The organism is Gracilimonas sp., assembly GCF_017641085.1.
Lineage (GTDB): Bacteria > Bacteroidota > Rhodothermia > Balneolales > Balneolaceae > Gracilimonas.
On record NZ_JAEPPI010000001.1, the window covers coordinates 514,431 to 538,834 of the forward strand.

At 44.8% G+C, this 24,404-nt stretch carries 17 protein-coding genes; 5 read left to right on the top strand and 12 right to left on the bottom strand.

What is annotated here, in order from left to right; genetic code table 11:
• Positions 1-4 precede the first annotated feature (4 nt).
• A complete protein-coding gene (locus tag JJ941_RS02095) occupies positions 5-1,591 on the bottom strand; it encodes a hypothetical protein (protein ID WP_290961783.1) in 1,587 nt (528 codons plus the stop codon).
• A 128-nt stretch (positions 1,592-1,719) separates the two neighbouring features.
• Here JJ941_RS02095 and JJ941_RS02100 point away from each other — a divergent pair, with 128 nt between their 5' ends.
• Positions 1,720-4,329 carry a M14 family metallopeptidase gene (locus JJ941_RS02100; RefSeq protein WP_290961786.1) on the top strand — a complete coding sequence of 870 codons (2,610 nt, stop codon included), beginning with the start codon at positions 1,720-1,722 and terminating at the stop codon, positions 4,327-4,329.
• Between the two features lie 60 nt (positions 4,330-4,389).
• Here JJ941_RS02100 and JJ941_RS02105 read toward each other — a convergent pair whose 3' ends face one another.
• The 5 genes from JJ941_RS02105 to JJ941_RS02125 all read right to left on the bottom strand — a co-directional run bounded on the left by JJ941_RS02105 (position 4,390) and on the right by JJ941_RS02125 (position 9,956).
• Positions 4,390-5,976, bottom strand: a complete 1,587-nt coding sequence (locus JJ941_RS02105; RefSeq protein WP_290961789.1) for an amidohydrolase family protein — start codon at positions 5,974-5,976, stop codon at positions 4,390-4,392.
• A gap of 71 nt (positions 5,977-6,047) precedes the next feature.
• On the bottom strand, positions 6,048-6,506 hold the full coding sequence (locus JJ941_RS02110; protein ID WP_290961793.1) for a methylated-DNA--[protein]-cysteine S-methyltransferase: 459 nt from the start codon (positions 6,504-6,506) through the stop codon (positions 6,048-6,050).
• 310 nt (positions 6,507-6,816) lie between these two features.
• Entirely contained in the window at positions 6,817-9,051 is a 2,235-nt protein-coding gene (locus tag JJ941_RS02115) for a TonB-dependent receptor (protein WP_290961796.1), read from the bottom strand.
• A gap of 54 nt (positions 9,052-9,105) precedes the next feature.
• The gene (locus tag JJ941_RS02120; protein ID WP_290961799.1) at positions 9,106-9,579 is read right to left on the bottom strand and encodes a hypothetical protein; all 474 of its coding nucleotides are present in this window, start codon (positions 9,577-9,579) and stop codon (positions 9,106-9,108) included.
• Between the two features lie 149 nt (positions 9,580-9,728).
• Positions 9,729-9,956: a hypothetical protein gene (locus JJ941_RS02125; protein ID WP_290961801.1), complete on the bottom strand. Its 228-nt coding sequence runs from the start codon at positions 9,954-9,956 to the stop codon at positions 9,729-9,731.
• A 108-nt stretch (positions 9,957-10,064) separates the two neighbouring features.
• Between JJ941_RS02125 and JJ941_RS02130 the strand changes: the two genes are divergently transcribed.
• The 3 genes from JJ941_RS02130 (at position 10,065) to JJ941_RS02140 (ending at position 14,904) form a co-directional block, all read left to right on the top strand.
• The gene (locus JJ941_RS02130; RefSeq protein ID WP_290961804.1) at positions 10,065-10,427 is read left to right on the top strand and encodes a hypothetical protein; all 363 of its coding nucleotides are present in this window, start codon (positions 10,065-10,067) and stop codon (positions 10,425-10,427) included.
• Between the two features lie 159 nt (positions 10,428-10,586).
• The gene (gene ppdK, locus JJ941_RS02135) at positions 10,587-13,277 is read left to right on the top strand and encodes a pyruvate, phosphate dikinase (RefSeq protein ID WP_290961806.1); all 2,691 of its coding nucleotides are present in this window, start codon (positions 10,587-10,589) and stop codon (positions 13,275-13,277) included.
• Positions 13,278-13,419: 142 nt separating this feature from the next.
• Positions 13,420-14,904: an NAD(P)/FAD-dependent oxidoreductase gene (locus tag JJ941_RS02140; RefSeq protein WP_290961808.1), complete on the top strand. Its 1,485-nt coding sequence runs from the start codon at positions 13,420-13,422 to the stop codon at positions 14,902-14,904.
• Positions 14,905-15,041: 137 nt separating this feature from the next.
• On the opposite strand, the gene JJ941_RS02145 is transcribed toward JJ941_RS02140, so the two are convergent.
• Both JJ941_RS02145 and JJ941_RS02150 read right to left on the bottom strand, forming a co-directional pair.
• Complete coding sequence (locus JJ941_RS02145; RefSeq protein WP_290961810.1) at positions 15,042-15,758, bottom strand: ribonuclease H-like domain-containing protein; 717 nt, start codon at positions 15,756-15,758, stop codon at positions 15,042-15,044.
• A gap of 707 nt (positions 15,759-16,465) precedes the next feature.
• The gene (locus tag JJ941_RS02150) at positions 16,466-17,467 is read right to left on the bottom strand and encodes an asparaginase (RefSeq protein ID WP_290961813.1); all 1,002 of its coding nucleotides are present in this window, start codon (positions 17,465-17,467) and stop codon (positions 16,466-16,468) included.
• A gap of 234 nt (positions 17,468-17,701) precedes the next feature.
• Between JJ941_RS02150 and JJ941_RS02155 the strand changes: the two genes are divergently transcribed.
• Positions 17,702-19,828, top strand: coding sequence for an elongation factor G (locus tag JJ941_RS02155; protein ID WP_290961816.1), 2,127 nt, complete (start codon positions 17,702-17,704; stop codon positions 19,826-19,828).
• 124 nt (positions 19,829-19,952) lie between these two features.
• On the opposite strand, the gene JJ941_RS02160 is transcribed toward JJ941_RS02155, so the two are convergent.
• Genes JJ941_RS02160 through JJ941_RS02175 form a run of 4 tightly spaced genes read right to left on the bottom strand, consistent with a single transcriptional unit; the run spans position 19,953 to position 24,285 of the window.
• Entirely contained in the window at positions 19,953-21,365 is a 1,413-nt protein-coding gene (locus tag JJ941_RS02160) for an OstA-like protein (protein ID WP_290961819.1), read from the bottom strand.
• Positions 21,366-21,401: 36 nt separating this feature from the next.
• Positions 21,402-21,956, bottom strand: a complete 555-nt coding sequence (gene lptC / locus JJ941_RS02165) for an LPS export ABC transporter periplasmic protein LptC (RefSeq protein WP_290961822.1) — start codon at positions 21,954-21,956, stop codon at positions 21,402-21,404.
• A 56-nt stretch (positions 21,957-22,012) separates the two neighbouring features.
• Positions 22,013-22,639, bottom strand: a complete 627-nt coding sequence (gene upp / locus JJ941_RS02170) for a uracil phosphoribosyltransferase (RefSeq protein WP_290961824.1) — start codon at positions 22,637-22,639, stop codon at positions 22,013-22,015.
• A 2-nt stretch (positions 22,640-22,641) separates the two neighbouring features.
• Positions 22,642-24,285, bottom strand: a complete 1,644-nt coding sequence (locus tag JJ941_RS02175; protein ID WP_290961827.1) for a sodium:alanine symporter family protein — start codon at positions 24,283-24,285, stop codon at positions 22,642-22,644.
• Positions 24,286-24,404 lie beyond the last annotated feature (119 nt).

A 24,404-nucleotide genomic window follows, 5' to 3' on the forward strand; every position in this document is an offset into this window, starting at 1 on the left:
GGGTTTATTTGATCACTTCTTTAATTCCATCTAACAGAGACTTCCACCAATAAGCGAAAATCGACTTTTCAACATCCCGTTCAAAATTAATTTCACCAATCCGGGTACTTTCCCCAAGGTTATCTGATTTCAGCACAAAAGTATTGGCGATAAAATCTCCAAATTGCTGTTTCAACCCGGTTTTTTCAGGATTGTCTTTGTTCAGGAAGGATACTTTTAAATCCCGGTACTGTAATCTCACATCTCCGGAAGCAGACTTAGAATTAAGTGAATAGTTGGCGTTAAGGTTTTCAACCAGTCCGTCTTCAATTTTTACAAAGCCCACGTTTTGCAGCATATCGCCTGCTTCCTTTGGGTCAAAGCTATCCAGGTTGACGCTCACCCTGTGGGTGTTGTTTCTGTCGAAGGTGGCATATCGAACGTCTAAGGTCATTCTAGAGGTATTCATGAACAATGTCTCTACATCCAACTTGAGGGAGTCCTCCTTAAATTTTGGGTGACTTTGGGTTCTGAAATCCTGTATCGTAGCGTTGATGTTATTAAACGTAATGCTTCCGGTATTTTGAGCCGGAGGTTTATGCTCTTCATAGGTGATATTGGAATTTGAAATAACGGCTTTATTCAATCCGAAAGAGAAATCCGTTGAGGTGGCTATTTCATATAGCAATGGTTTGGGGTGAATTCCCGGAGGACGTTCTTTGTATTTATCCCGAAACACTTCCATACGCGCTCCTGAAATGTGGAGCGAGTCCAGTTCAAAGTGCCGGTTTGCGAGGGATGCCATATCAAAGCCGATGAATTCTATACCGGGAATGTTTAAGTCAATTCGATCGATTTGCCGGTTTTTGATTTCAGAGAACCGGTATTTTGGGGCCAGCGGAGTGAGGGCGAAATCAGCCAGTGAGGCATATTGTGATTTTTTATTGAAGGTGAAATCGCCGGCTGTTATTTCGTACAGTTTCCTCTCCATCGACAGTCGCAAACCCGAGCCATTGATGATCAAATTATCCATAAAAATAAGCTGAGAACCATCCAGAAGCTCGTTTATGTTTACATCTCTGGCTTCAACGGAAATGTCATCAACCCGAAAAATTTCCTGCTTGTTGGGCCTGATGATTCGGCCCTTTCCTTTATTAATTATCAAATCAAAGGTGGCCAGCTTTTTTGTGATATCATCGGTGGAGCTATTCCCGGAGTTGGCAAATGCTGAAGAAGAAAAGTCGCGGGAATAGAGTTCTACATCAGGTTGCTGAATAATAATCCGTTCAAAATTTGGAAAGGGTTTATTAATTAGGCTAAACCAATGAATTCCTGCTATGGATACCGATGATGCTGAAATTTTTCTGATGTGAGGAGAAGCACTATCGGGGCGAACTACTATGGAATCAACCGTTATAGAACGCCGCAAAAGGCCGATATCGAAGGTGGAAAAATCGAGGGTGAAATCCTGATCGGTTTGGCGACTGAATTCTTCAGTGAGGGCTTTCTTCAGGGGAGTGGTCAAAAAGGCGGGGGCAATGAATGCGGCGACTCCTGCAAGAATTAGTACAGATATAACAAATATTAAAAAAACTTTTAGCGCTTTTTTCATATCTCAAAATTGAGATAAATCCTCAAAAAGCAAAAGACTTTATTCTTAACGGAATACTCTTATTATAAGGCCAACTTTAAATACAAAGCCATCAGTTATCTGACCGCTGAACGCTAAAAAACCACACTATGAAATCACTGCTAAAACTTCTCTTCGTATCAGGCTTCTTTTTATTGTCATCAAACCAGGCATTGGCCCAGGATGAATTTGCCTACGAACGGTTCCAGTTTCACCCCAACCTTAGTTATGATTCAGAGATTACCTCTCCTGCAGAATTCCTGGGATATGAACTGGGTAAGGAATATACTTTTCACCACCGGGTGATGGATTACTTTAAGCAGCTGGATGAAGAATCCGGCAGGTTGACTTTCCACAAGTACGGCACTACCTATGAAGGGCGGGGTTTGTACTATGCTGTCATCAGCTCGGAGGAAAATCAGGGCAACATCGAGTCTATTCGGCAGGCCAATCTTGAGTTGGCGAACAACCCTGAATCAACCGGAATTGACGATAAACCGGTGTTTGTGTGGCTCAGCTACAATGTGCACGGTAATGAGCCATCAAGCAGTGAGGCAGCAATGCAAACTGCTTACCGACTGGTAGCCGGAGCCGATCAGGAAACGGAAAACTGGCTGCAAAATTCGGTAGTTATTATTGACCCGATGATTAATCCGGACGGGCGCGACCGGTATGTGTACTGGTACAAATCGTCCCGGGCAAATGTGCTGAATACAAATGCAGATGACCTGGAGCATGATGAAATTTGGCCCGGAGGTCGAACAAACCACTATTGGTTTGACCTGAACCGAGATTGGGTATGGCTGGTTCACCCTGAATCGCAGGGAAGAATTGCCGCTTACCAAAAATGGATGCCCCAAGTGCATATGGATTTCCACGAGCAGGGATTTAATAATAACTATTTTGCCATGCCGGGTACCACGCCTCGAAACCTGGAGCTTCCGTCTGAATACGATAAATGGGCAGATACTTTTGGACGCGGTTTAATAGAGGAACTGGATGAAGCCGGTGTTAATTATGCGACCCGTGAAGCTTTTGACTTCTTTTATCCGGGATATGGCTCCTCTTACCCAAGCATTATGGGAGGAATCGGGATGCTGGCTGAACAGGGAGGCCACAGTCGGGGCGGACGGGCAGTCGAAACCGATGATGGCTATGTGCTGACTCTCCGGCAACGGGTCTTTGATCATTACACCAATGGAGTTTCCATCGTTAAGACGGCCGTTGAGAATAAACAGGGATTGCTGGGTTATTTTCAGGAATCGGTTTCACAATCGGCTCAAAAAGGAAATACAAAAGCCTACATTCTGCCAAATAACCAAAACGACTACACCTACCAGGTGGTAAACCTGATGCTGAAACACGGGGTGAAAGTTGAGCGCGCTACCGAGAACTTCACGCAGCGGGATGCATACAGTTATTGGGATGGAAGTTCCTCCAACAGAAGATTCAAAGCCGGCGATTTCATTATCAAGACCGATCAACCTAAGCATTTATTCATCAACACCCTGTTCAGAAAGCAGATGGAAATTGAAGATTCGGTTATGTACGACATGGCAACATGGTCGGTGCCTCTTGCCTATAACCTGGATGCTGCGTGGACAACTCGGGGTGTCGGGGCCTCCACGGAAATGGTTACCCAAGAGTTAGAGTATGAATCCGGACTGGAGAATTCCGGTGCGCAGTATGCCTATGTGATTGACTGGGAACAACGGCATGCACCCAAAGCACTCGCCAAGTTGTGGGAGATGGACTATAACGTCCGCAGTGCACGCCGCAGTTTTAACGATGGCAATAAGTCATACTCAGAAGGCTCGCTGATTGTGTTGGTGGGCAGGAATTATGAGAAAAGAGACCGCATAGCCTCCGACATGCAGAAAATTGCAGAAGAAGCCAATGTTGTGGTGAAAGGATTTAACACCGGACGTATGAGTAAAGGAATGGATTTGGCGTCCGGTGACAGCCAGCCTGTGAAGAAACCAAACGTAGCTTTGATGGTAGATTCTCCCTTCAGTTCCTACACCGCCGGTCAGCTTTGGTTTTTATTTGATCAGTGGACCGAGTTGGGTATAAGCCGGATTCGCTCGGGAAGTTTTTCAAGCAGCGACCTGGATGAGTACGATGTAATTCTGATGCCTGGAGCCTGGGGTGGATTGAGCAGCGTTTGGAGTGAAAATGAAATGGAAGCTGTGAAAGATTGGGTACGTCGCGGAGGGGTCCTGATAGGTACGGAAGGGAGTGCTTCATGGCTGACCAAAGATCAATCAGGCTTTACCGATGTGGCACTCTTTGAAGAGGAGAAGGAAGATACAACAGAGGTTGACCCGAAAGCGTACACCAAATATGCAAACAGAGAGGATGTATTTGGCCTAGAGCGTATTCCGGGATCCGCTTTCAAAGCGATGGTTGATAACACAAACCCGCTGGCTTTTGGAATGCCGGAGCGGCTTTACTCATTGAAATTTGGTGATGATGGACTTGTGCCTTCAACCTCATACCAAACGGTAGGATACTATGTGAAAGAAGCCGATGAAGTATTGGCTTCGGGTTATGCCTCCGAAGAGAATAAAGAAAAAGCAGCCGGAAAAGCTTTTGCGGCGGTAGAAAACATGGGAAGCGGTAAAGTGGTGTTCCTGTTGGATAACACCCAGTACCGCATGTTTTGGGTTGGGCCCACCCGTATGGTGCAAAATGCAGTAATGTTGTTACCGGGTATGTAATGCTAAACCACAGAGTGCACAGTAAAGCTCAATGCTGCTCGGTGAACTCCGTGGTTTTCTTTACCAGTCTAAACCGGGTTGAGTAATTTCGAAATCTGCCTCGGCTTTAGCAGCTTCAACCATTTCAGCTACGTCTTTGAGTAGCTCTTTGGCATCAAAAACAATTCCGTCTTTGATGGTATAACGAATGCCGCCCTTGCGAACGGGCTGGTTTTCATCATTCACATAAATAGCACCGGTGCCATAAAGTACTTTCAGGTTTTTCATGGGATTGGCGTCAACAATTACCATATCTGCGATTTTTCCAACCTCAATGGTTCCAAGCTCATCATCCACACCCAGCACTTCCGCTGCCTTTAAGGAGGCTGATTGAAAGATTTCCAGCGGATGGAAACCGGCTTCTCTGAAAAGCTCCATTTCCTGAATGTACCCGAAGCCATATAATTTGTAGATGTAGCCCGCATCGGAGCCGAGGGTAACACGTCCGCCTTTATTCTTGTATTCGTTCACAAACTGCAACCACAGATCAAAGTTTTCTTTCCAGGCTATTTCCTGTTCGGTACCCCACTCAATCCAGTATGAACCGTGGGAAATGCGGCTTGGGGCATAAAACTTCCATAAAGAGGGAAGCGTATATTTTTCATGCCACTCGGCCCGGCGCTGGGCACTCAGGTCACGATTAGCTTCGTAAATTGTGAAAGTTGGATTCAGGGTGAAGTCGAGATCTATCATTTCATCCATCACCGATTGCCAGGTTTCAGAACCGGGAGCTGCGGCTTGTTTCCACAGGTTTCCGGCTTCTTCGAATCGGTGCTGCTCGTTGTTGTAGTTGTAGTCGAGCGGGTAATCCTGGATGATTCTGTCCTCAAACATGGATTCGGGCAGCCCGTACCAGTGGGTCATGGAGGTCAGGCCCAGCTGTGCCGACTTTAGCGCGTCATTGTAAACCACCCGGGTCTGCGCGTGGTGGGTCATTGTACCCAGTCCGAGTTTATTTGCCTCGTCAATTGCAGCAGCATATACCTTTGGGGAAGCTCCAAAAAACTTGATGCCATCGGCTCCTTCTTTGTGAATCATTTGCACCCATTTTCGGGCTTGTGCTGCAGTAGTGATTGGGCCTTCGTGCCCCATCCCGAATCCAATCCATGCTGAAATTCGGGGAGCGGTAATTTCATTTTTCTCACTTCTCTTTTTATGGCGGAGTGTCCAGTCCATTCCGTTAAAAGAGCCCGGCTCCCTGATGGAAGTGATGCCGTGAGCCAGCCAGAGTTTATATACATATTCCGGGGTGGTTCCCTGCGCTCCACCTCCGGTATGTGCATGCATATCGAAAAAGCCGGGGAGCATAAACATGCCTTCAGCGTCAATTACTTTTGTATTCTCATCGGCTTCCGGTCGTCGGTTTTCGTTAATTGGTAAATTGGGATAGCCGACGGTTTGGATAGATGCAATTCGGTTTCCTTCAACCACGATATCTACCGGACCGGTAGCGGGAGAGCCGGTGCCGTCAATCAGGTTTACCCCGCGTATGATCAATCGTTCATACGGACCTTCGCCTTCCGAACGGTTGGGAGCATCCGGCATTTGAGCCAGTACGGTCACTGAAAAGGTGGCAATCAATAAAAAAAGTGAGGATAAAAATTTCATAGTGTGAAAGGATGATTGAAAGAATTGGACGGAATGTAATGGTTAGCGGGATATTTCACCGTAAAAAATAGTTATAGCAGAAGGGCACCTTCATGCTTAAGGAGCCACTGCTTTCGCTCTGCACCGCCGGCATAGCCCGTGAGTTTATTATCAGACCCAACTACACGGTGACAGGGAATGACAATGGCTATCGGGTTTTTACCGTTTGCTTTGCCTACTGCCTGGGATGCTTTCTCATCCCCGATGTTTTTTGCAATAGCCCCGTAGGAAGTGGTTGACCCCTGTGGAATTTCCAGCAACTGTTTCCACACTTTTTGCTCAAACCCGGTTCCCTGTGGAAGCAGCTGTAACTGAAAGGAAGCCCGAAGACCTTCAAAGTATTCTCTGAGTTGGGTTTTGGCAGATTCGGTGTGAACATCAGGATCTTCAGGTCCGTCAAAATCCATGAATTTGATTTCGGTGATACCATCACCATTCGACAGGATGCGAAGAAAACCGATGGGAGTCTCCAAAAAGCTAACGTAAGTCACAGGCTATTTTTATGAATGATTATTCGCTGGAGAATATAGACTCACAGAGATTTATCAAAATCTTAAAATAAATTTATTCAGCCTGAAAAAACTCACTCGTAAAATACTGATAAGCAGTGATTTGAAGGGTGAGAAAATTTTTTTAAAAAAAAGTGTAACAAATCCCGTTGTGGTTACTCTTGTAATCAGCTTAAAGGTGAGATTAATGTTTATACCCTAACAGTTAGTCGATTTTTACTCCTTAAAGCTGAAACCTAAAGCTAAGGCCCTGGAACTGAACCTTCCAGGGCTTTTTTATTTTCAGGGCTTGTTAGAAATAGAGGCGATAGAGCAGGCTTACATTAATGCCGGGCTGTGGTCTCAGGTCTTTAATGCGGGAAAGGTGATCGTAATATTCAGTGTTCAGCAGGTTGTTCACATTCAGCGAAAAGGTATGCAGAAGCTTTCCACCTTCTAATCGGTATTGAGAGAAAGCATCTACCAACAGGTAACGGTCGGTTGGAGTTTCGAATTCACCGGTACGCGTTTGCTCCGCTGAAAACCTAACTCTGCTTCCTATTTCAAATCCATCTTTAGCATACTTAAGGGATGATTTTACTTTGAAAGGAGGAATTTGAGGAAGCGGCCGGGTATCGCCGTTGTATCCGGATGTGGCTTGTTCCTGTTCAGATACATTTCGCTCTCCAAGGGTGTAGCTTATGGATGCATCGAATACAAAATTTTCCAGAAACTGTATTTCTCCGGAGAGCTCAGCTCCATACAGAACAGCTTCAGTTCCTATGAACTGGTAATCCTGTAATGTAGGCCGCTGAACATTTTGCCTACCCGTGTTGCGTGCGTATAGGTAGTTGCTGAAGTCATTATGAAAAAAGGTGATATCTGCATTTAATATTTTTCGGTTAAACCTTAAGAAAATTTCTTTTCCAAAAGCTCGTTCAGGTTTCAGATCAGGGTTACCTATTTCGAATGAATAAGAGGCAAGGTGAGGTCCTTCAGAGTAAAGTTCTTCCAGTGAAGGTGCCCGAAATGAATGTAAAAAGCTTCCCCCCACAGAAAAACCACCACCTATCTGGTAGATAACAGCAAATGAAGTGGCAAGAGCAGGAAAAGTTCGGTCTTTATATGAAGTAGAGTCGATGGAACCATTCTTTGCTCCAATAGGATAAAACAAGCCTCTTTCATTTGTTGTATTCTTGACAAAATCGAATCGCAATCCTGCCTCCAAATGAAGAGCATCAAAATCAGCTTCTTCAATCAGGTAAACACCCGCTTTAAAGCTTTGGGATGGCGGAGTTCCGGCTCCATTCACCACATAATCTTCGAACTCTAATGCTATTCCTGCCGAACCCTGTGAAATTATACCAATGTCACTATGTTTGGCATTTACGTTGAAGTTTGTCGTCAGCAGGTTAAATTCGGTGCCTACGACAGGTTGCCCTTGTGCATTTTCACCTTCAATCTCTTTATGATTGTAATCTTTAAAGGATAACTCTGCTTCTATTACATTGAACAGGCCGTTTGTTAGTAGGACTTCAGATTTGGCATCGTACTGAAATTTTTGCATTTCAATATCTACACCATTTGGGTGACCGTTTGGGTCGGGGGGAATGCCATATTTACTAAAATACAATGTCCCGGAAGCTCCTATGTAACCCCAAGGCTGTATAAAACTAAGTCCGACACCATCATTCGTGGTTTGGAAAAAAGTATTGTCAATAGGGCCAAGAGGAGTGCGGGAATTATTGGCAAGTCGTAAGCTTAAATCAGCCTGAATAGCGAAATTTTTAAATGGTGTTTGAATACTGAGGGCTCCTGAACCACCTCTGTTGACTGTTTCTCCACTGAGGGAAAGCGAGCCATTAAGTTTGGAAGGAAGTGTAGTGGCTATCTGGTTTTTGACAATATTTACCACACCTCCTATGGCATTAGATCCATAAGCCAATGCAGCAGGGCCTCTGGCGATCTCGATTTCATCCGCTGAAGAAGGGTCAGTTGTAACAGCATGATCTGATGACTGAGCTGAAATATCTCCGGTACTCATTCCATCCTGAAGGATAACTACCCGTTCATCACCGAGACCCCGTATAACCGGACGACCCGGAGCTGAGCCATTGGTACGCTGATCAAATCCGGGTAAATTAGACAGAGTTTGGGATAGTGTGGACCCTAAATTTCTTCTTAGCTCACTCCCAAATACATTTTTCGAAGCATGTTCCAAACCTGCCCCCTCAAGCTGGTCTTTTTCTCCTACAACCTCAATGGATTGAGTGCTGAGCACTGTTGCGCTTAATTTTATATTAAGATTCAATGATGAATCGGTAAGGGCAACTGTGCGGGATTGTGTTCTGAAACCGATTCGATGTATGGTTAGTGAATAAGATCCGGCCGGTATATTTTCAATCTCGAACGTTCCATTAACGTCTGTGGTAGCCGTACGGTTTAACTCTTCAATATGAAGGTAAGCAAACGGAACCTCTTTTAAAGTTTCTGCATTAACTACTTTTCCTTTAATCGTGAAGCTATTACCCTGGCCAACAGCTTGCACAGTGCAAGCTGTTGACAACAGTAGCAATAACAAAAAGCTGTTTAATCCTCTCACTTAATTGGAAGCTGAAACTGTTACTGGAACAGTTGCAGGGCCAAATTCTTCGGCTCCAACATGCAGAAGAGAAAAATTAAATGAAGCTTCCCCTTCACTTACCCCATTTATGGTAAAAAGGAAAGGCTGGTTGGAAGCATCTTCTTGCGAAATGGAAATTTCGCCGGAGCCATTTATGGTTTCAAAACTTAAGCTATGTTCGTCTTTATCGGGCGTAAAGACTTCGTCATCTTCATCAATAAAAGCGATTCTAAGATCTGATGATGTTGAAGCTTCTATTGTTATTTCACCTGACATCGAACCTGATGAATTTTGAGAAACCAGAAGTGTGCTACCTTGATAAATGGCAAATCCAACAGGTTCTTGTTCATGGTCTTCTGAAGAAGTAGAGTTTGAGCATGCGGTTAAAATTCCTGCGAAAATAAACAGTGTTAATACAGCTTTAGCCGCTGATAAAAAGGATACTTTTTTCATGGGTAAAATGATTTAAATAAGTTGGTAAATAATATGACAGGCCGCGAAATGAGGCCGGATTTAGTGGCTTACTTAAATCAATGCGGGTGGGGAGCGACCCAGAAGAGGTATGAATGGTTCATCGGAAAAGTGGAAATCCGTTCCCGAAATCAGCACTTCCTGATATTCCAAGATATAAAAGGTGCCGGATTGGTATCCGGAGTGTAAGAACTTATCGTACAAACCGGGCAAACGGGATCAGATTCGGTATAATGCTGTTCGTTGGCATGATGCAGACATTCCAAGCCATCACTATGGTAGTGAGCCATAGAAGAAAGCAATCCTGCTACTGCAAGCAGCAAAAAAGCGACAGATATGTAATTTTTGAATCTGCTCATTATTATTAGGTATTATACCGTAAGAATTTGATGTGTAATATCATCAAAAAAAGGCTTATTAATCTATATTCGTTCGCAACTATTACACAATTTAAAACTTGCTGATCTATGGCTGAATTTTTTGAAATTACAAAGGAATGGTTTTTTAGTCTGGGGGAAGATTACGGGGTAAATCCCATAATTTTCGGGAGTATTTATGTAGGAGCTATTCCTTTTTTTACGCTGAGTATCGGCTGGTTAGTCAAGAATTACCGCCAGCAAAAATCGATCGTTCTACCGGCCATGAGTTCTACGTTCTTTTTTATATCCGCTTATCTGTACCTGATCATTGCCGGCGAAAATGTGCCCTGGAGGGTGTATGCGGTGGTGGTATTGATGATTGGCTATGGGGCATGGTCAACCTATCAAAAAGTTAAAAATAAGATCGAAGATGTGGCTCCCGAAGTAGATTCGAACGAACTTCCGGGCTGAAAGAGCCTCTTTATCGCTTTTCTAAGCTATATACATAAACCCTTCACATTACTTTTGAATACTATAACAGTTCGGTCTTAGAGGCCGGGTTGAAATAAGTGGGTGTATCAGCCAGGCAGAAGGCCTTGTTCTTAAATAAAAGCACAATGAGGTAATGTTATGGCTGATTTAGAAAAATTTGTATATCGCTTCGGAAGATTTAACACAGATGGAAACAGAGGTATGAAACATCTGTTGGGGGGCAAAGGGGCAAACCTTGCTGAAATGAGTACAATCGGAATTCCGGTTCCGCCCGGATTTACCATTTCTACGGAAGCATGTAAGAAAACAATTGATAACCGAATGGAATGGCCTGAAAATCTTATGGGCCAGGTTAGGGGAGGGGTTAAACATATTGAAACCGAAATGGGAATGAAGCTGGGTAATGAAAAGGCCCCCTTGTTGATATCAGTTCGCTCCGGTGCCGCTGTTTCCATGCCGGGGATGATGGATACCATTCTGAATCTTGGAATTAATGATGAAGTTGTAGAAGCGATTATCAGAAAAACGGGCAACGAACGATTTGCTTACGACAGTTACCGCCGGTTTATTGATATGTTTGGAGATGTGGTGATGGGGGTAACCCACGATCATTTTGAAGAAGCTATCGAGAAGCTGAAGAAAGAAGTGGGCGTCAAAGAGGATCTTGAATTGACTGCATCTCACCTGCGGGAGTTAACGGATCGATATAAAGCGATTTATCGAAAAATAACCGGGCACATGTTTCCGGATGACCCCATGGAACAACTCCGATTTGCCATAAATGCCGTATTCAATTCGTGGAATAGCGCACGAGCTATAAAGTACCGTCAAATCAGTAATATTCATGGTTTAATAGGCACGGCGGTAAACGTGCAGGCCATGGTGTTTGGAAATATGGGGGAGAGCAGTGGAACCGGCGTTTGCTTTACCCGAAATCCGGCTACCGGTGAATCCAGGCTATATGGCGAGTTCCTGCTGAATGCCCAGGGTGAAGATGTTGTGGCAGGGATCCGCACGCCAAACCCAATTGCAGAGTTAGAAGAAAGAAATCCTGAAATTTATAAGGAGCTGGTAAATTATACCGGTAAACTCGAATCTCACTACAAAAATATGCAGGATATTGAGTTCACCATTCAGGATGGAAAGCTTTTTATCCTTCAAACCAGAAATGGTAAACGAACGGGAGCGGCTGCCGTTAAAATTGCGGTAGATTTAGTTGAAGAGAAAATCCTTTCCAAAGATGAAGCTATTCGGGACCTGGTTGACCCGGAACACATCGAACAGCTTTTGCATCCTCAGTTTAAAGATGGGGAACAGGCTGAAAATACCATACTGGGAAGCGGGTTACCGGCTTCTCCGGGAGCGGCGGTTGGTAAAGTTGTATTTGATTCCAAAAAAGCCGAGGAAGCAGGTAAGGACAATAAACCCGTTATACTGGTAAGGATTGAAACCAGCCCGGAAGATGTGGGTGGAATGTCTTCTGCTGAAGGTATTCTAACATCCCGAGGTGGAATGACCAGCCACGCCGCTGTTGTAGCCCGCGGATGGGGCAAACCATGCGTGGCCGGCTGCAGTGATATTGTGATCAATTACAAAACAAGATCGTTTACCAATGGAGAGGTAACGGTAAAAGAAGGCGATTGGATTTCACTGAACGGTAATACCGGGAAAGTGATACTGGGCAAAAAAGAGTTGTCTAAACCTGAGTTCAGTGAGGAATACCAAACCTTTATGGATTGGGTTACTGATATTGAACTGATGAAAGTTCGAACCAATGCCGAAACACCGGAGGATGCACGGGTTGCCCGCTCGTATGGGGCAAAAGGTATTGGCCTTGCCCGTACCGAACATATGTTCTTTAAGCCCGGCCGGGTTAATTTTATGCGTAAAATGATAATAGCAGAATCTAAGGAAGAACGTGTTGCAGCTTTAAGCAACTTACTTCCATTCCAGAAACAAGATTTTGCTGAAATTTTTGAAGCCATGGAAGGACTGCCTGTCACCATCAGGCTGCTGGACCCGCCACTTCATGAATTTCTTCCACAGGAAAAAGAGGAAATCGGAAAAGTAGCCGGCGAGCTGGGAGTGACACCAGACAAACTTTTGCAGAAAGTAAACCAGTTGAAAGAGTTCAACCCAATGTTAGGACATCGTGGTTGCCGGTTGGGAATCACCTACCCTGAAATAACTGAAATGCAGACCCGCGCTATTATTGAAGCGGCTATAGAATTGGTTAAACAAGGCAAAGAAGTGTTCCCCGAAATAATGATTCCTCTGGTAGGAAGCGTAGAGGAGTTTGTAAATCAGCGTGAGGTTGTTGAAAGAGTTGCCACGGAAATACTGGCAGAAGCAGGTGTAGAACTGGACTATAAAGTAGGAACCATGATAGAGATACCAAGAGCGGCTATTTTGGCGGATCAAATCGCTGAAAAAGCAGATTTTTTCTCCTTTGGAACCAATGATCTGACACAGCTCACCTATGGTTTCAGCCGTGATGATGCCGCAAAATTCTTGCCGGATTACATTGAAAGGGGCATCCTGAAGCAGGATCCTTTCCAGGTATTGGATGAAGAAGGTGTCGGGCAATTTGTTCATGCAGGAACACGGCTGGGCAGAATGGTAAACTCCACACTAAAAGTAGGAATTTGCGGTGAACACGGCGGAGATCCATCCAGCGTTCATTTTGCATACAACACCGGTTTGGATTATGTGTCCTGTTCCCCATTTCGGGTGCCGGTGGCTCACCTCGCTTCCGCACAGGCTGTACTCAGAAAAAACAAGGAAGAACAAGACATCAACAATCAAAAAATAACACCACTGCGTGCCTGATATGATAGGTTAATCATCCAGCTGTAAATCCATGATCTCTGCACTGCTTGCATTTTATATGTTGAGGAAAGATATATTGTATGAAATGAAGTAAGCATACAGATGGTTAGGTCATCTCTATCAAAAAAGGAGACATTGATTTATGGCTGGATATGATTTTGATATGATTGTAATTGGCGGTGGTGCAGCCGGCTTAACAGCTTCGGGGATAGCGGCCAATTTTGGTGCAAAAACAATGATGGTTGAAGCCGATCGGTTAGGGGGAGATTGCACATGGACGGGGTGTATTCCTTCCAAAACTCTGCTCAAAGCAGGAAAAGTGGCTCGCCAAATTAAAGATGCCGGAAAGTACGGGCTTGTTGACGGAGAGCCTAATATCGATTTCAAAAAGGTGATGCAACACGTGGATGACGTCCGTAAAGAAGTGTATCACGATGCAGACCGGCCGGAGATTTTTGAAGACATGGGCATTGAAGTGGTTCAGGGGCTGGCATCTTTTAAAGATAATCATACCATTGAAATTGAATTTAAGGATGGCAGAACAAGGGCGGTGTCATCCAAATATTTCATTATTGCTACCGGAGCCAAAGCATTTGTGCCACCCATACAAGGAATCGAAGAGGTGGACTACCTGACGAACGAAAGCCTTTTTGAGATAGAAGATTTACCTGGAGAGTTACTGATTATTGGTGGCGGACCTATTGGCACAGAGATGTCTCAGGCTTTTGTGAATCTCGGCTCGGATGTCACAGTGATTGATATGGCTGATCGAATTTTAGCGAATGACGATCCGGAGTTGGTTGACATACTACACGATGAGTTGAAGAAGCAGGGCGTGAATTACCAATTGAATGCTTCAGTAAAAAAAGTGATGCAGGACGGAAGCAGAATTAAAGTACAGGTTGAAATTGAGGGAGAAGAGAAAGTAATTGAAGGGGATGCCCTTTTAATGGCAACGGGACGAAGAGCGAAAACCTCTTCACTGAACCTGGAAGCAGCCGGTGTAAAAACAGAAAAAGGGAACATTGTAGTGGATGAATCCTGCCGAAGCAGTCAATCTCATATTTATGCCGCCGGCGATGTGACGGGACGATATCAGTTCACCCACATGAGCGAGCATATGGCCAAGATCGCAGCTACAAAAGCTCTGCTAAAAGTTGTGCCCATGAAGATTGAAAAAGATATGGTATCGTGGGTCACTTTTACTGATCCGGAATTGGCTCATGTCGGCAAAACGGAGAAGCAGCTAAAAGAGGAAGGCGAGAAGTATGAGGTTTATCGATTTCCATATTCCAAAATTGATCGGGCGGTGGCTGAAGGAGATACTACCGGCCTGGTTAAAATATTCGCTAAGAAATTATCGGGTAAAATCCTTGGAGCTACCGCAGTGGGAGCTCATGCCGGAGAATTTATCTCTGAATATGCCGTTGCGATTAAAAACGGGGTATCTATGCGGGGCATTGCGGATACTATTCATCCCTATCCCAGCTGGGGATTGGGGGCACGTCGTGCTGCCGATCAGTGGTACATCAAAAACCAAAGCGAGTGGTCGGTGAAGCTGATTAAAACTATTCTTGGCTACCGGGGTGAGATCCCTGATTACAGTGATCCGGACCGGGTGGTATAATATGGTAATAGAGGCTTCGTTCCGACGCAGAGCGTCAGAACGAGTGGGGAAGTAAAAATAGCTGATTCTTAATCGGCATAAGCTTCATCCTCAAGATTCTATACAACCTCGCTATGACGCTCTGCGTCGTAGCGAATCTACTTAGGCGGGCCGGACTGAATTTCTTCCAGCTTGCTCATTGCCCGGTCTTTCAGGTTATTGAATTGGTCTTCGGGAATATGACCGACTGTGTATTGGTGGTACAGCCACACAATATAGGTGGCCATTACATCTTCGTAGCAGTAATGCTCAATCAGGTCAAGTTCACCCCGCTGGAACATAGCCAGCACTTCATTTCCCTCCCCGGTTTGTTTGAAGGGTATGCCAATAAGCTGACCCAAATGTTTGAGTTTGGGCCAGGAACTGGCTCCGTAATTACTGAATTCATCTACCAAATCTACGTTATGCCGGCTGTAGCGGTAGCGGATATCATAATCGTGCATGCGAACCGGCATTTGTAGTCCGTGCTTCATCGCACGGTAGGTTAGCACGGGAATATCAAAGCCTTTTCCGTTATGGTGAATCAGGCCAAAGTCTTTATAGGTACCTATTGCATCGAAAATCTGTTTGAGGCCTTCCTTTTCATCCTCGCCACTCCAGGCCACTTTTTGTTTAGGTCCGCCGGTATTCTCAATCCAAAGTCCAACCCAGGAAACCATTCGGTGATACATAGGTGGAAGGAAACCTGATTTATTTCGGGCTAATTCCTCACTCGCCTTTTCCAGTAACAGCTCCTGATCAGAATCCTGGTCATTGAGTACCCGGCGAATGAAATCAAAATCCGGAACGGTCTCTACATCAAAAATAAAAAACATGGTGAAGGTGTTAGGTGCAAGTTTTAGGTGTTAGGTGTTAGGTGTTAGGTGCAAGTTTTAGGTGTTAGGTGTTAGGTTTTGGATGAAGCCTTCCTAAAACCTTGAGACTAACACCTAAAACCTATTACAGTTCCCCGGCCAGCGATTGCTGGAAACGTTGCTCAATATCGGTTTTGGAATCGTAATGTGCTAATAAAAACATGAGTTTGTATAAAACTTGTTGCCACAGATAGTATTTTTTAGCGAAGGTTTATTATTATGGTAATATTTACTAAAGAAATCGAGTGCCAGTTTGAAAAGTATCTATTTAGTCCTATTTACGGCGATTCTGCTTTTGTCAGAAGTTCAGGCTCAAAAAATATCCAATTGTCCAAGTAATTCTGCTAATCCAGAAAATAATTCGTTAGCTCGGTTGGATTCTTTTCTAACAGCAGATGGCTATGAATCTCACCGTGTTAAGAAAGGGCTTGATAATTTGCAGTATTCTAATATAGAACTTCTAACGGGCAGTAGTTATAGTTGTTATAAGTTGAATTACTTTAAATCTACAACTATGACGAGTATTTCGAGTACGGCTTATACTTATTATAAAGTTTCCAATTATTACTTTATCGTAACTTGGAGTACAGTGAAATCTACTAAGCCGACAAATATTTTAGTTTTCGATGATCAGTATAATTTGCATACAATTTCTCTTCTCTGAGATTTTAATTGTCGTCTGTAAGTTCTCCCGCTAAAACAGTTTGAAATTGTATTTTTACATTTTCGAGTGATTTATGGTTAGCGAGTAACCACATCATCTTAGTCACAGCCGCCTCCAGGGTAAGATCATTCCCACTAATGGCCCCGTGTTCTAAAGCTGCTCGCCCTGCGGAATATTGGGTGAGATCGACCGAATCATAATCGGCTTGGGAGACGATGGCTACAATCACATCTTGCTCCCGGCATTTATCCAGAAAAGGAAGCAGGCTTTTTTCACCTTTCACGCAGAAATTCCCGCTTCCGAATGCCCGAAGAATTACTGCACGCACGTTGTCCAGCTTCAAATCCATCAAAAGCTTTGGATTCAGGTTGGGGTGAGCTGTAAGCACAAAAACCTCATCGGAATATTTGGCTACGTTCTTAAAATTCCCGTTTCCGAATTGCTCCTGAACGAGGGATTCAATCTGAATTCCTATATCAGCAAGGGGGGAGAAGTTGGGAGAGCCGAAAGCATCAAAATCGCCAATACTGAGTTTGGTGGCACGGTTGCCGCGATAAAGTGCATCGTTGAAACAGATGCCGACTTCCTTAAAATCCATCGTAGCCAATTCGATGGCGTTTACCAGGTTCCGGCGTGCATCGCTGCGAATGGTACTCATGGGCAGCTGCGACCCGGTAAAGATGACCGGCTTGCCCAGATTCTTCAACCCAAAGCTAAGAGCCGATGCAGAATAAGCCATAGTATCGGTTCCATGCAGAATCACAAAACCGTCGAACTCTTCATATTTTTCTTTAATACAACCCGCCAATTTCACCCAATGCCAGGCATTCAAATCCGAACTATCCTCGAAGAAAAGGGGGAAGGTTACAATCTCAGCAATTTCATTTAACTCCGGAATCTCTTCATACAACACCTTCGACCACCGCTCCGGATCCAGCTCAACACCCGCTCCTTTAGCGTTCATGGCAATGGTTCCCCCGGTCTGTATTAATAAAATCTTTTTCATGTTGATTTATTCGTGACTCCGTTTATTTTTGATCTTCACATTCTATTCAAAAAGAATGGGTACTGTTCATTGAATTTTTGGCGCAAAAGCTGGTCGCGCTTTTTGACAAGTTAACCTGCTATCCATAAACATAGCAGAAATTTTGCCACTAAAGCACCAAGGCACGAAAAGTAATTAATTATTTCGTGTTTTAGAGATTTAGTAGCAGTTGAAAAAAGAGAAAAAGGAGTTACCATGAAAGTTTATAATCCTACCCGTATTCGTAATGTTGTTCTGTTGGGGCATTCAGGCTCCGGAAAAACAACGTTAGCCGAAACGATGCTTTTCGAAGCCGGAGCCATTAACCGACGAGGATCGATAGAAGAAAAGAATACCGTTTCTGATTACCATAGTCTGGAAAAGGAAAAGCAGAAATCCATTTTCTCATCTTTCATGAACCTGGACTGGCGGGGCCATAAAATTAATCTTATCGACACCCCGGGCACATCGGATTACATCGGGGAGGTGGCAGGAGCCGTTCGTATCGCAGATACCGCTATTTTTGTACTAAACTCGGAACAGGGGGTTGAAACAGCTACCGATTCACTCTGGAAATACGTTCAAAAGTACAGTGTACCTTCCATGTTTGTTGTCAATAAACCGGATACGGATCAGTCAGATTTCTGGAAGACTGTAAATGAAGCCAAAGAACATTTTGGACGCCAGGTAACAGTGGTGCAGTATCCATTCAGTGAAGGACCTGATTTCCACGCAATCATCGATGTGCTTCGCATGACGATGTACGAATTCCCCGAGAAAGGAGGGAAGCCGGATAAACTGCCGATCCCCGAATCGCAACAGGCCCGTGCCCAGCAGCTACATCAGGAACTTGTGGAAACCATTGCCGAGAATGACGAAACCCTGATGGACATCTATTTTGAGCAAGGAGAGCTGGACGAAGAACAAATGCAGAAGGGATTGCATATTTCTTTGGTTAACGGACAGATATTTCCACTTTTTGTGAACTGTGCGGCAAAAAATATGGGCACCGGCCGGGTAATGGGATTCCTCGATGATGTGGCTCCGAATCCCCTGGAAGGAAATCCGCCTAAAACTGAAGACGGAGAAGTTTTTGAACTGGATCCGGATGGTAAACCCGTGATGTTTTTATTCAAGACGCATTCCGAGTCACATGTCGGGGATTTGATCTATTTCAAAACTTACGGCGGTTCCATCAGGCCGGGAATGGATTTGATCAACAGCTCCAATGATTCCTCAGTACGCCTTGGAAGCTTATTCCTGACGGAAGGGCATAAGCGTATCGAAATAAGTGAAATTCAAACCGGAGATATCGGAGCTGTGGTGAAGCTGAAGGATGGAGAAGTCAACGACACCCTCCACGAAAAAGGACATGAAGTTAAACTACAAGGTATCCAGTTTCCTCCAACAACAATACGTACAGCCGTGAAGCTGAAGAAAGAAGGGGAGGAAGATAAGCTGGGACATGCGCTGCATCAGATTCACCGTGAAGATCCTTCGGTAGTCATTGAACACAGTCAGGAACTTCGTCAGGTTATAATTCACGGACAGGGCGAGGAGCATCTTGCTGTGATAGAAGATCAGCTCAGAAACCGATTTAAGCTGGATGTGGAATTCATCACTCCAAAAATTCCATATCGAGAAACCATTACCAAAGGAGTGAAGTCTCAATATAAACACAAAAAACAATCAGGTGGAGCCGGGCAATTTGCGGAGGTTCATCTTTTGATTGAGCCATACACAGAAGGAATGCCTCCACCGAGTGACCTCAAGGTTAGGGATGTTCAGGAGCACGAACTGGATTGGGGCGGTAAGCTGGTGTTTCAGAACTGCATTGTGGGTGGGGTGATTGACAATCGGTTTATGCCGGCTATTCTCAAAGGAGTGATGGAGAAAATGGAGAACGGCCCGATGAGTGGTTGTCGTGCCCGCGATATCCGGGTTTCCGTTTTTGACGGATCGATGCACTCGGTAGATTCCAACGAAGCGGCCTTCAAAACTGCAGCCCGGATGGCCTTCCGGGATGGTTTTATGCAGGCAAATCCACAGCTGATGGAGCCGGTTTATGAAATTGAAGTTACCGTTCCTTCCGACTTTATGGGGGATGTGATGAGCGACCTGAGCACCCGGCGCGGACAAATTCAGGGCATGGATGGTGAAGGTTCAATTCAAAAAATAAAGGCACATGTTCCCTTGGAAGAACTGGATCATTATTCAACCCGGCTGAAATCGATGACGCAGGGAAGTGCAACCTATACGCGTGCGTTCTCTCACTATGCCCAGGTTCCTCATGATGTTCAAAAACGAGTAGTTGATCAGAATCTGGAGCTTCAGGAAGCCTGAAGAACATTGAACAAGGAACATTCAACACTGAAGTGTTCCTTGATTAGCTTGATTTCAGGATTACCATGATTGTAATTCAGAGCGGCAGGAAGAGCCTTCGCTACTTAGACATGGAAATTAGCGATTAGTTTCCCTTATTGATGTATTCCAGATATCTGTTGGGCAGCTCAAAAGGGCGTTCTTTAGGAACGGGCGGGAAACGCGGGACGGCCTCCATTTTGGGGCGTTCTGGGCGGCGCTCCGGATTCCAGGAAAAACCGTCTAACTTTCGATCGGCAAGCCCGGCAAATTCTTCAAAGAAGTAGCCATCATTTTTGCCGGCTACCACACGTTGCAGGTCTCCGTTGCTGAAGTACATCACCGTTTGCGGGGATGAATATTCAACAGCCCCATCAGGTTCGTCAGATTCATTCTTGGTGTGATATAAAACCTGACTGTTCGGATAAATTTTAATGCGTGAAATATTTCCATCCGTAAAGTTTGCAATCAATGTGTCCCCTTTTATTTGGTGCAGGCGGCCGGTGGCGCTGTCTTCCTGTACAGCGATGGTTTTATGGTATGCTTTCAGCTGCTGTACTTCATTGCTATCCATTTGAACAGAGATGTAGGGGCCGGTAAGCTGAATATTATCATGCCAGGCAATGGGATTGGATATCAGCTCAAAAACCTCCGTTGAGGAATCATATAAAAGAGTATCAGAAACGGATGAGAATTTTCGGGACCAAACTCTGACGTTCTCGTATCCACGAATTAGGTTGGTTGAATCCTGCTCCAATAGTAACAGCTGATCACCAAAAATATGGGTGGTATCGGTGGTGTCAGAACTGATTTTTCGCATGTAGCCATTGCCGTCCACAAAGCGCCTGCCGGTAGAATCGGCTTCCAAATAATCTCCGGTTAGTGTCCCGTTGTTAGTACTGTCGGCTACAAAAATATTATCATACAGCTGTAGGTATTGGGTGGATCGATTGATGAATAAACTGTCTCCTTCCGCATACTGAGCTGAGTCGGATAACTGCACATTTCCTTTAAAAATAGCACTGTCTTGGTTTTGGAAATAGGTGCCACGTTCCGCAATCAGGGTTCCATCCTGATCTTCCAGTCGAATTCCATTATCAAAATAGGCGACCTTAGAGAAAAAATTATAGTCCACCCTCTTCCCAAAAAGAGTGGTGCTGTCTTGCATGATAATCACCCGACCGCGTAGTAAACTCAGGTCACGATTCGTGTAGTAGTAAAGGGTATCGCTCCAGATAGTCTCATCCGGTGTTTCAATTTGGATGTTTCCGAAAGCACGGATTTCATTTCTGTTTATGAACCGCCATGCACTGTCGCAAACCATCTCGATATTTCCGGTGGTGAGCCGGGCGTTATATAATTTCTGAATTTGCTCGCCATCCAAAGTGGCACCAACGGCACGACTGAAGGATTCGATGTTAATAACACTTTGACCAAATACGGACAACGGCTGCAGTAGAAGCAGTGCAAGTACAAGAGCAGATCCGGCTTTGGTAAAGGGGGAAAGAAATTTATTCATGAACCGAATATACAATTACGATGAGTTAGAATATAGCTAATCAATGACTGCACGCCCGCCGCCTTCGTTTAGAGTATAATTCGTGAGGTCTGAATCGCCAAAGAATCCCTCGGCTGCGATACTATCGGGCGGGGAGATGAAGATGACGAATTCCGGAGTACTCACCCGGTCTTTCTGCCGTTCCCATTTCAGATATTCAGAGCGAAGCTTTTTACCTTCGGGGGCATTTACACGAACGCTTCCAAACATCTCAAAAGCGGATTTATCAGGAAGATGAACGGCACTGTCGGTGTAAACATAAGTGTCCGGTTTCCCTTCCTCATCAAATATTTCGATGTAAACCGGGCCCGAAATTTTGCTGATGTTTTGATTCTCATTCTTAATGGAAGAGGCATAGGTTCCTGACAGCTTCAACTTAAGCTTCCCGTCTTCCATGATCTCCATATTAATTCCCCAGCTTTCAGTTGTAGTGAATAAGGAATCGCTCAGGGCTTCCTGAACCTGCTTATTCTCAAACTCGGTAAGTTCGCCACACCCTGAACCGGATAGCATCAGCATAACGGGCAGTATGAACAAGTGTGTAATCTTCATGTGCTGATAACGGTTTAAGCTGTAGCTATTGTCTGCCTGCCGATGATTGTATAGAACTACAGGGTGCCAAAGTAGCGGTCACCGGCATCTCCAAGCCCGGGAACAATAAAGGCATTCTCATTCAGCCTTTCATCGATAGCGGCCGTAATAATAGGAACGTCCGGATGGTCTTCCCGAAGTCGTTTGATACCTTCCGGGGCTGAAATCAGTGAAACAAACCGAATGTTATCTGCTCCATTCTCTTTCAGGAATTTGATGGCATGGGAACCACTTCCACCAGTGGCAAGCATCGGGTCGACAACGAGTGTATATGCTCCCTTTAATCCACCGGGAAAATTATGGTAATAGTTAACCGGCTCATGGGTTTCCTCGTCTCTGTACACCCCAATGTGCCCGACTTTAGCATCGGGCATAAAACTTATGATGCCATCCACCAGACTTAATCCGGCCCGGAGGATGGGAATCACAAAAACTTCGGCAGCCGGCTTATAACCTGTCGCTGTTTGGATGGGGGTTTCTACTTCGTATTCCTGAAGGGGAAGGTCGGTAAGTGCCTCAGCTGCAAGGATGGTACCTATCGTTCCCATAGCACGCCGGAAGGGAGCGGTTTCTGTATTTTTATCCCGGAGGATACTTAGATACCGCTTTACAACCGGGTGATCTATTTCAGTAACCTGTTCCATGTTTAAATTTCACCTTTAGCTTCGAGCTCGTCCATTTTGTTGAAGTACTTCTTACTGGCTACCGCTACAGAGCCGGAAAGGGCAAACAGGGCGATGATGTTCGGGAAGGTCATCAAGCCAAGCGCAATATCACCGATTGCCCAAACCGTAGCCAGCGGGAATATGGCCCCGAGGAAATGCATCCCCAAGTACACGACTTTGTAGTAAATGATGGATTTGTCGCCAGCCAGATACTGTATGGATCTATCTCCATAGTAGCTCCAGCTGATGGCTGTAGAGACTCCAAAGAGGAGCACGCATATAGTTACGATATAATCTCCGTAAGGGAAAATAGGTGCAAGACCTTTCTTGAAACCAAGGGATGTTAGCGGGGCCCCGTTTTCAATAATGCTGGTGTAGATATTATCTATTTCTTCACCGGCTTCGTTTGTGAAAACACCAACGCCATCAACCATTACAAGGGTACCTGAGAAGGCAGTAGTCTGATCTTCATCGATAAAAAACTTACCAGTAGGAAAGTCATTACGTTCAACGGTACCGTTAACAGGCTCACCATCTTCAATCAACAGGGTGTTACTTCCATCGGTGATTTCAACAGCATTATTACTATTTCCGGGCTCATAAACCATGTCGTGGCGTTCTTCCCAAACTCCGGTACTTACGATTACAAGTCCGGTCATAGTACAAACTACGATGGTATCAATAAACGGTTCAAGCAGTGCTACCACACCTTCACGAACAGGTTCTTCCGTTTTAGCAGCACCGTGAGCAATCGGGGCCGAACCCTGACCTGCCTCATTGGAAAATAACCCTCGTTTTATACCCCAAACCAAAGTGGTAAGGAATAATCCTGAACCTACACCAAACAGCCCTGCTTCGGGAGTAAAGGCAGAAGTAAAGATGGTTCCGAAAGCAGGAATCACGTCGTCGGCATTGATGGCAAGTATGATAAGTGCACCCAATACATAGATAAGAGCCATGATGGGCATCAATCGAGAGGTAACCTGCCCAATACGCTTGATACCACCTACAATCACGATACCTACAAAAGTTGCGGTAAATAAACCGGAAGCCCAGCTTGGAATCTGGAAGGTGCTGTACATAGTGTCAGCAACGGTGTTGGCCTGAACGGCATTACCGGTAAGGAATGAACAAATTACTGCCATAGCGGCGAAAAAGACGGCCAGCCATTTCCAGTTGGAGCCGAGCCCTTTTTCGATATAATACATAGGACCACCGGATACGGAGCCATCGGCATTTTGAATTCGGTATTTAACAGCAAGCGTACATTCCGTGTATTTAATGGCCATACCAAAGAAAGCGGTAACCCACATCCAGAAAAGAGCACCGGGTCCACCATAATGGATGGCAATAGCAACACCGGCAATATTACCAATACCTACAGTTGCTGAAAGAGCAGTGGTAAGCGCCTGGAAGTGATTGACGTCGCCGGTATCATCGGGGTTATCATAAATTCCCATTACAGATTTGATACCATGGGCAAAGCGTCTTATTTGCACAAAGCCAAGTCGAAGGGTGATGAAGATTCCAAATCCCAACAGCACCACAACCATGAGAGGAAATTGTTCCGGGGTTGACCAAACCAGGTTGTTCAGCCAGTTTACAACTTGTTCAAATACTTCCATGAATAAAATTTTATAGGTTAAGAATATGTTAAGAAGGCAGGCTGAAAGTAAAAAACATTTGGGAATATTAAAGGGTTAACATTTGTGAAAGCTGAGCAAGTGAAGCAGGCGCTTCTTTA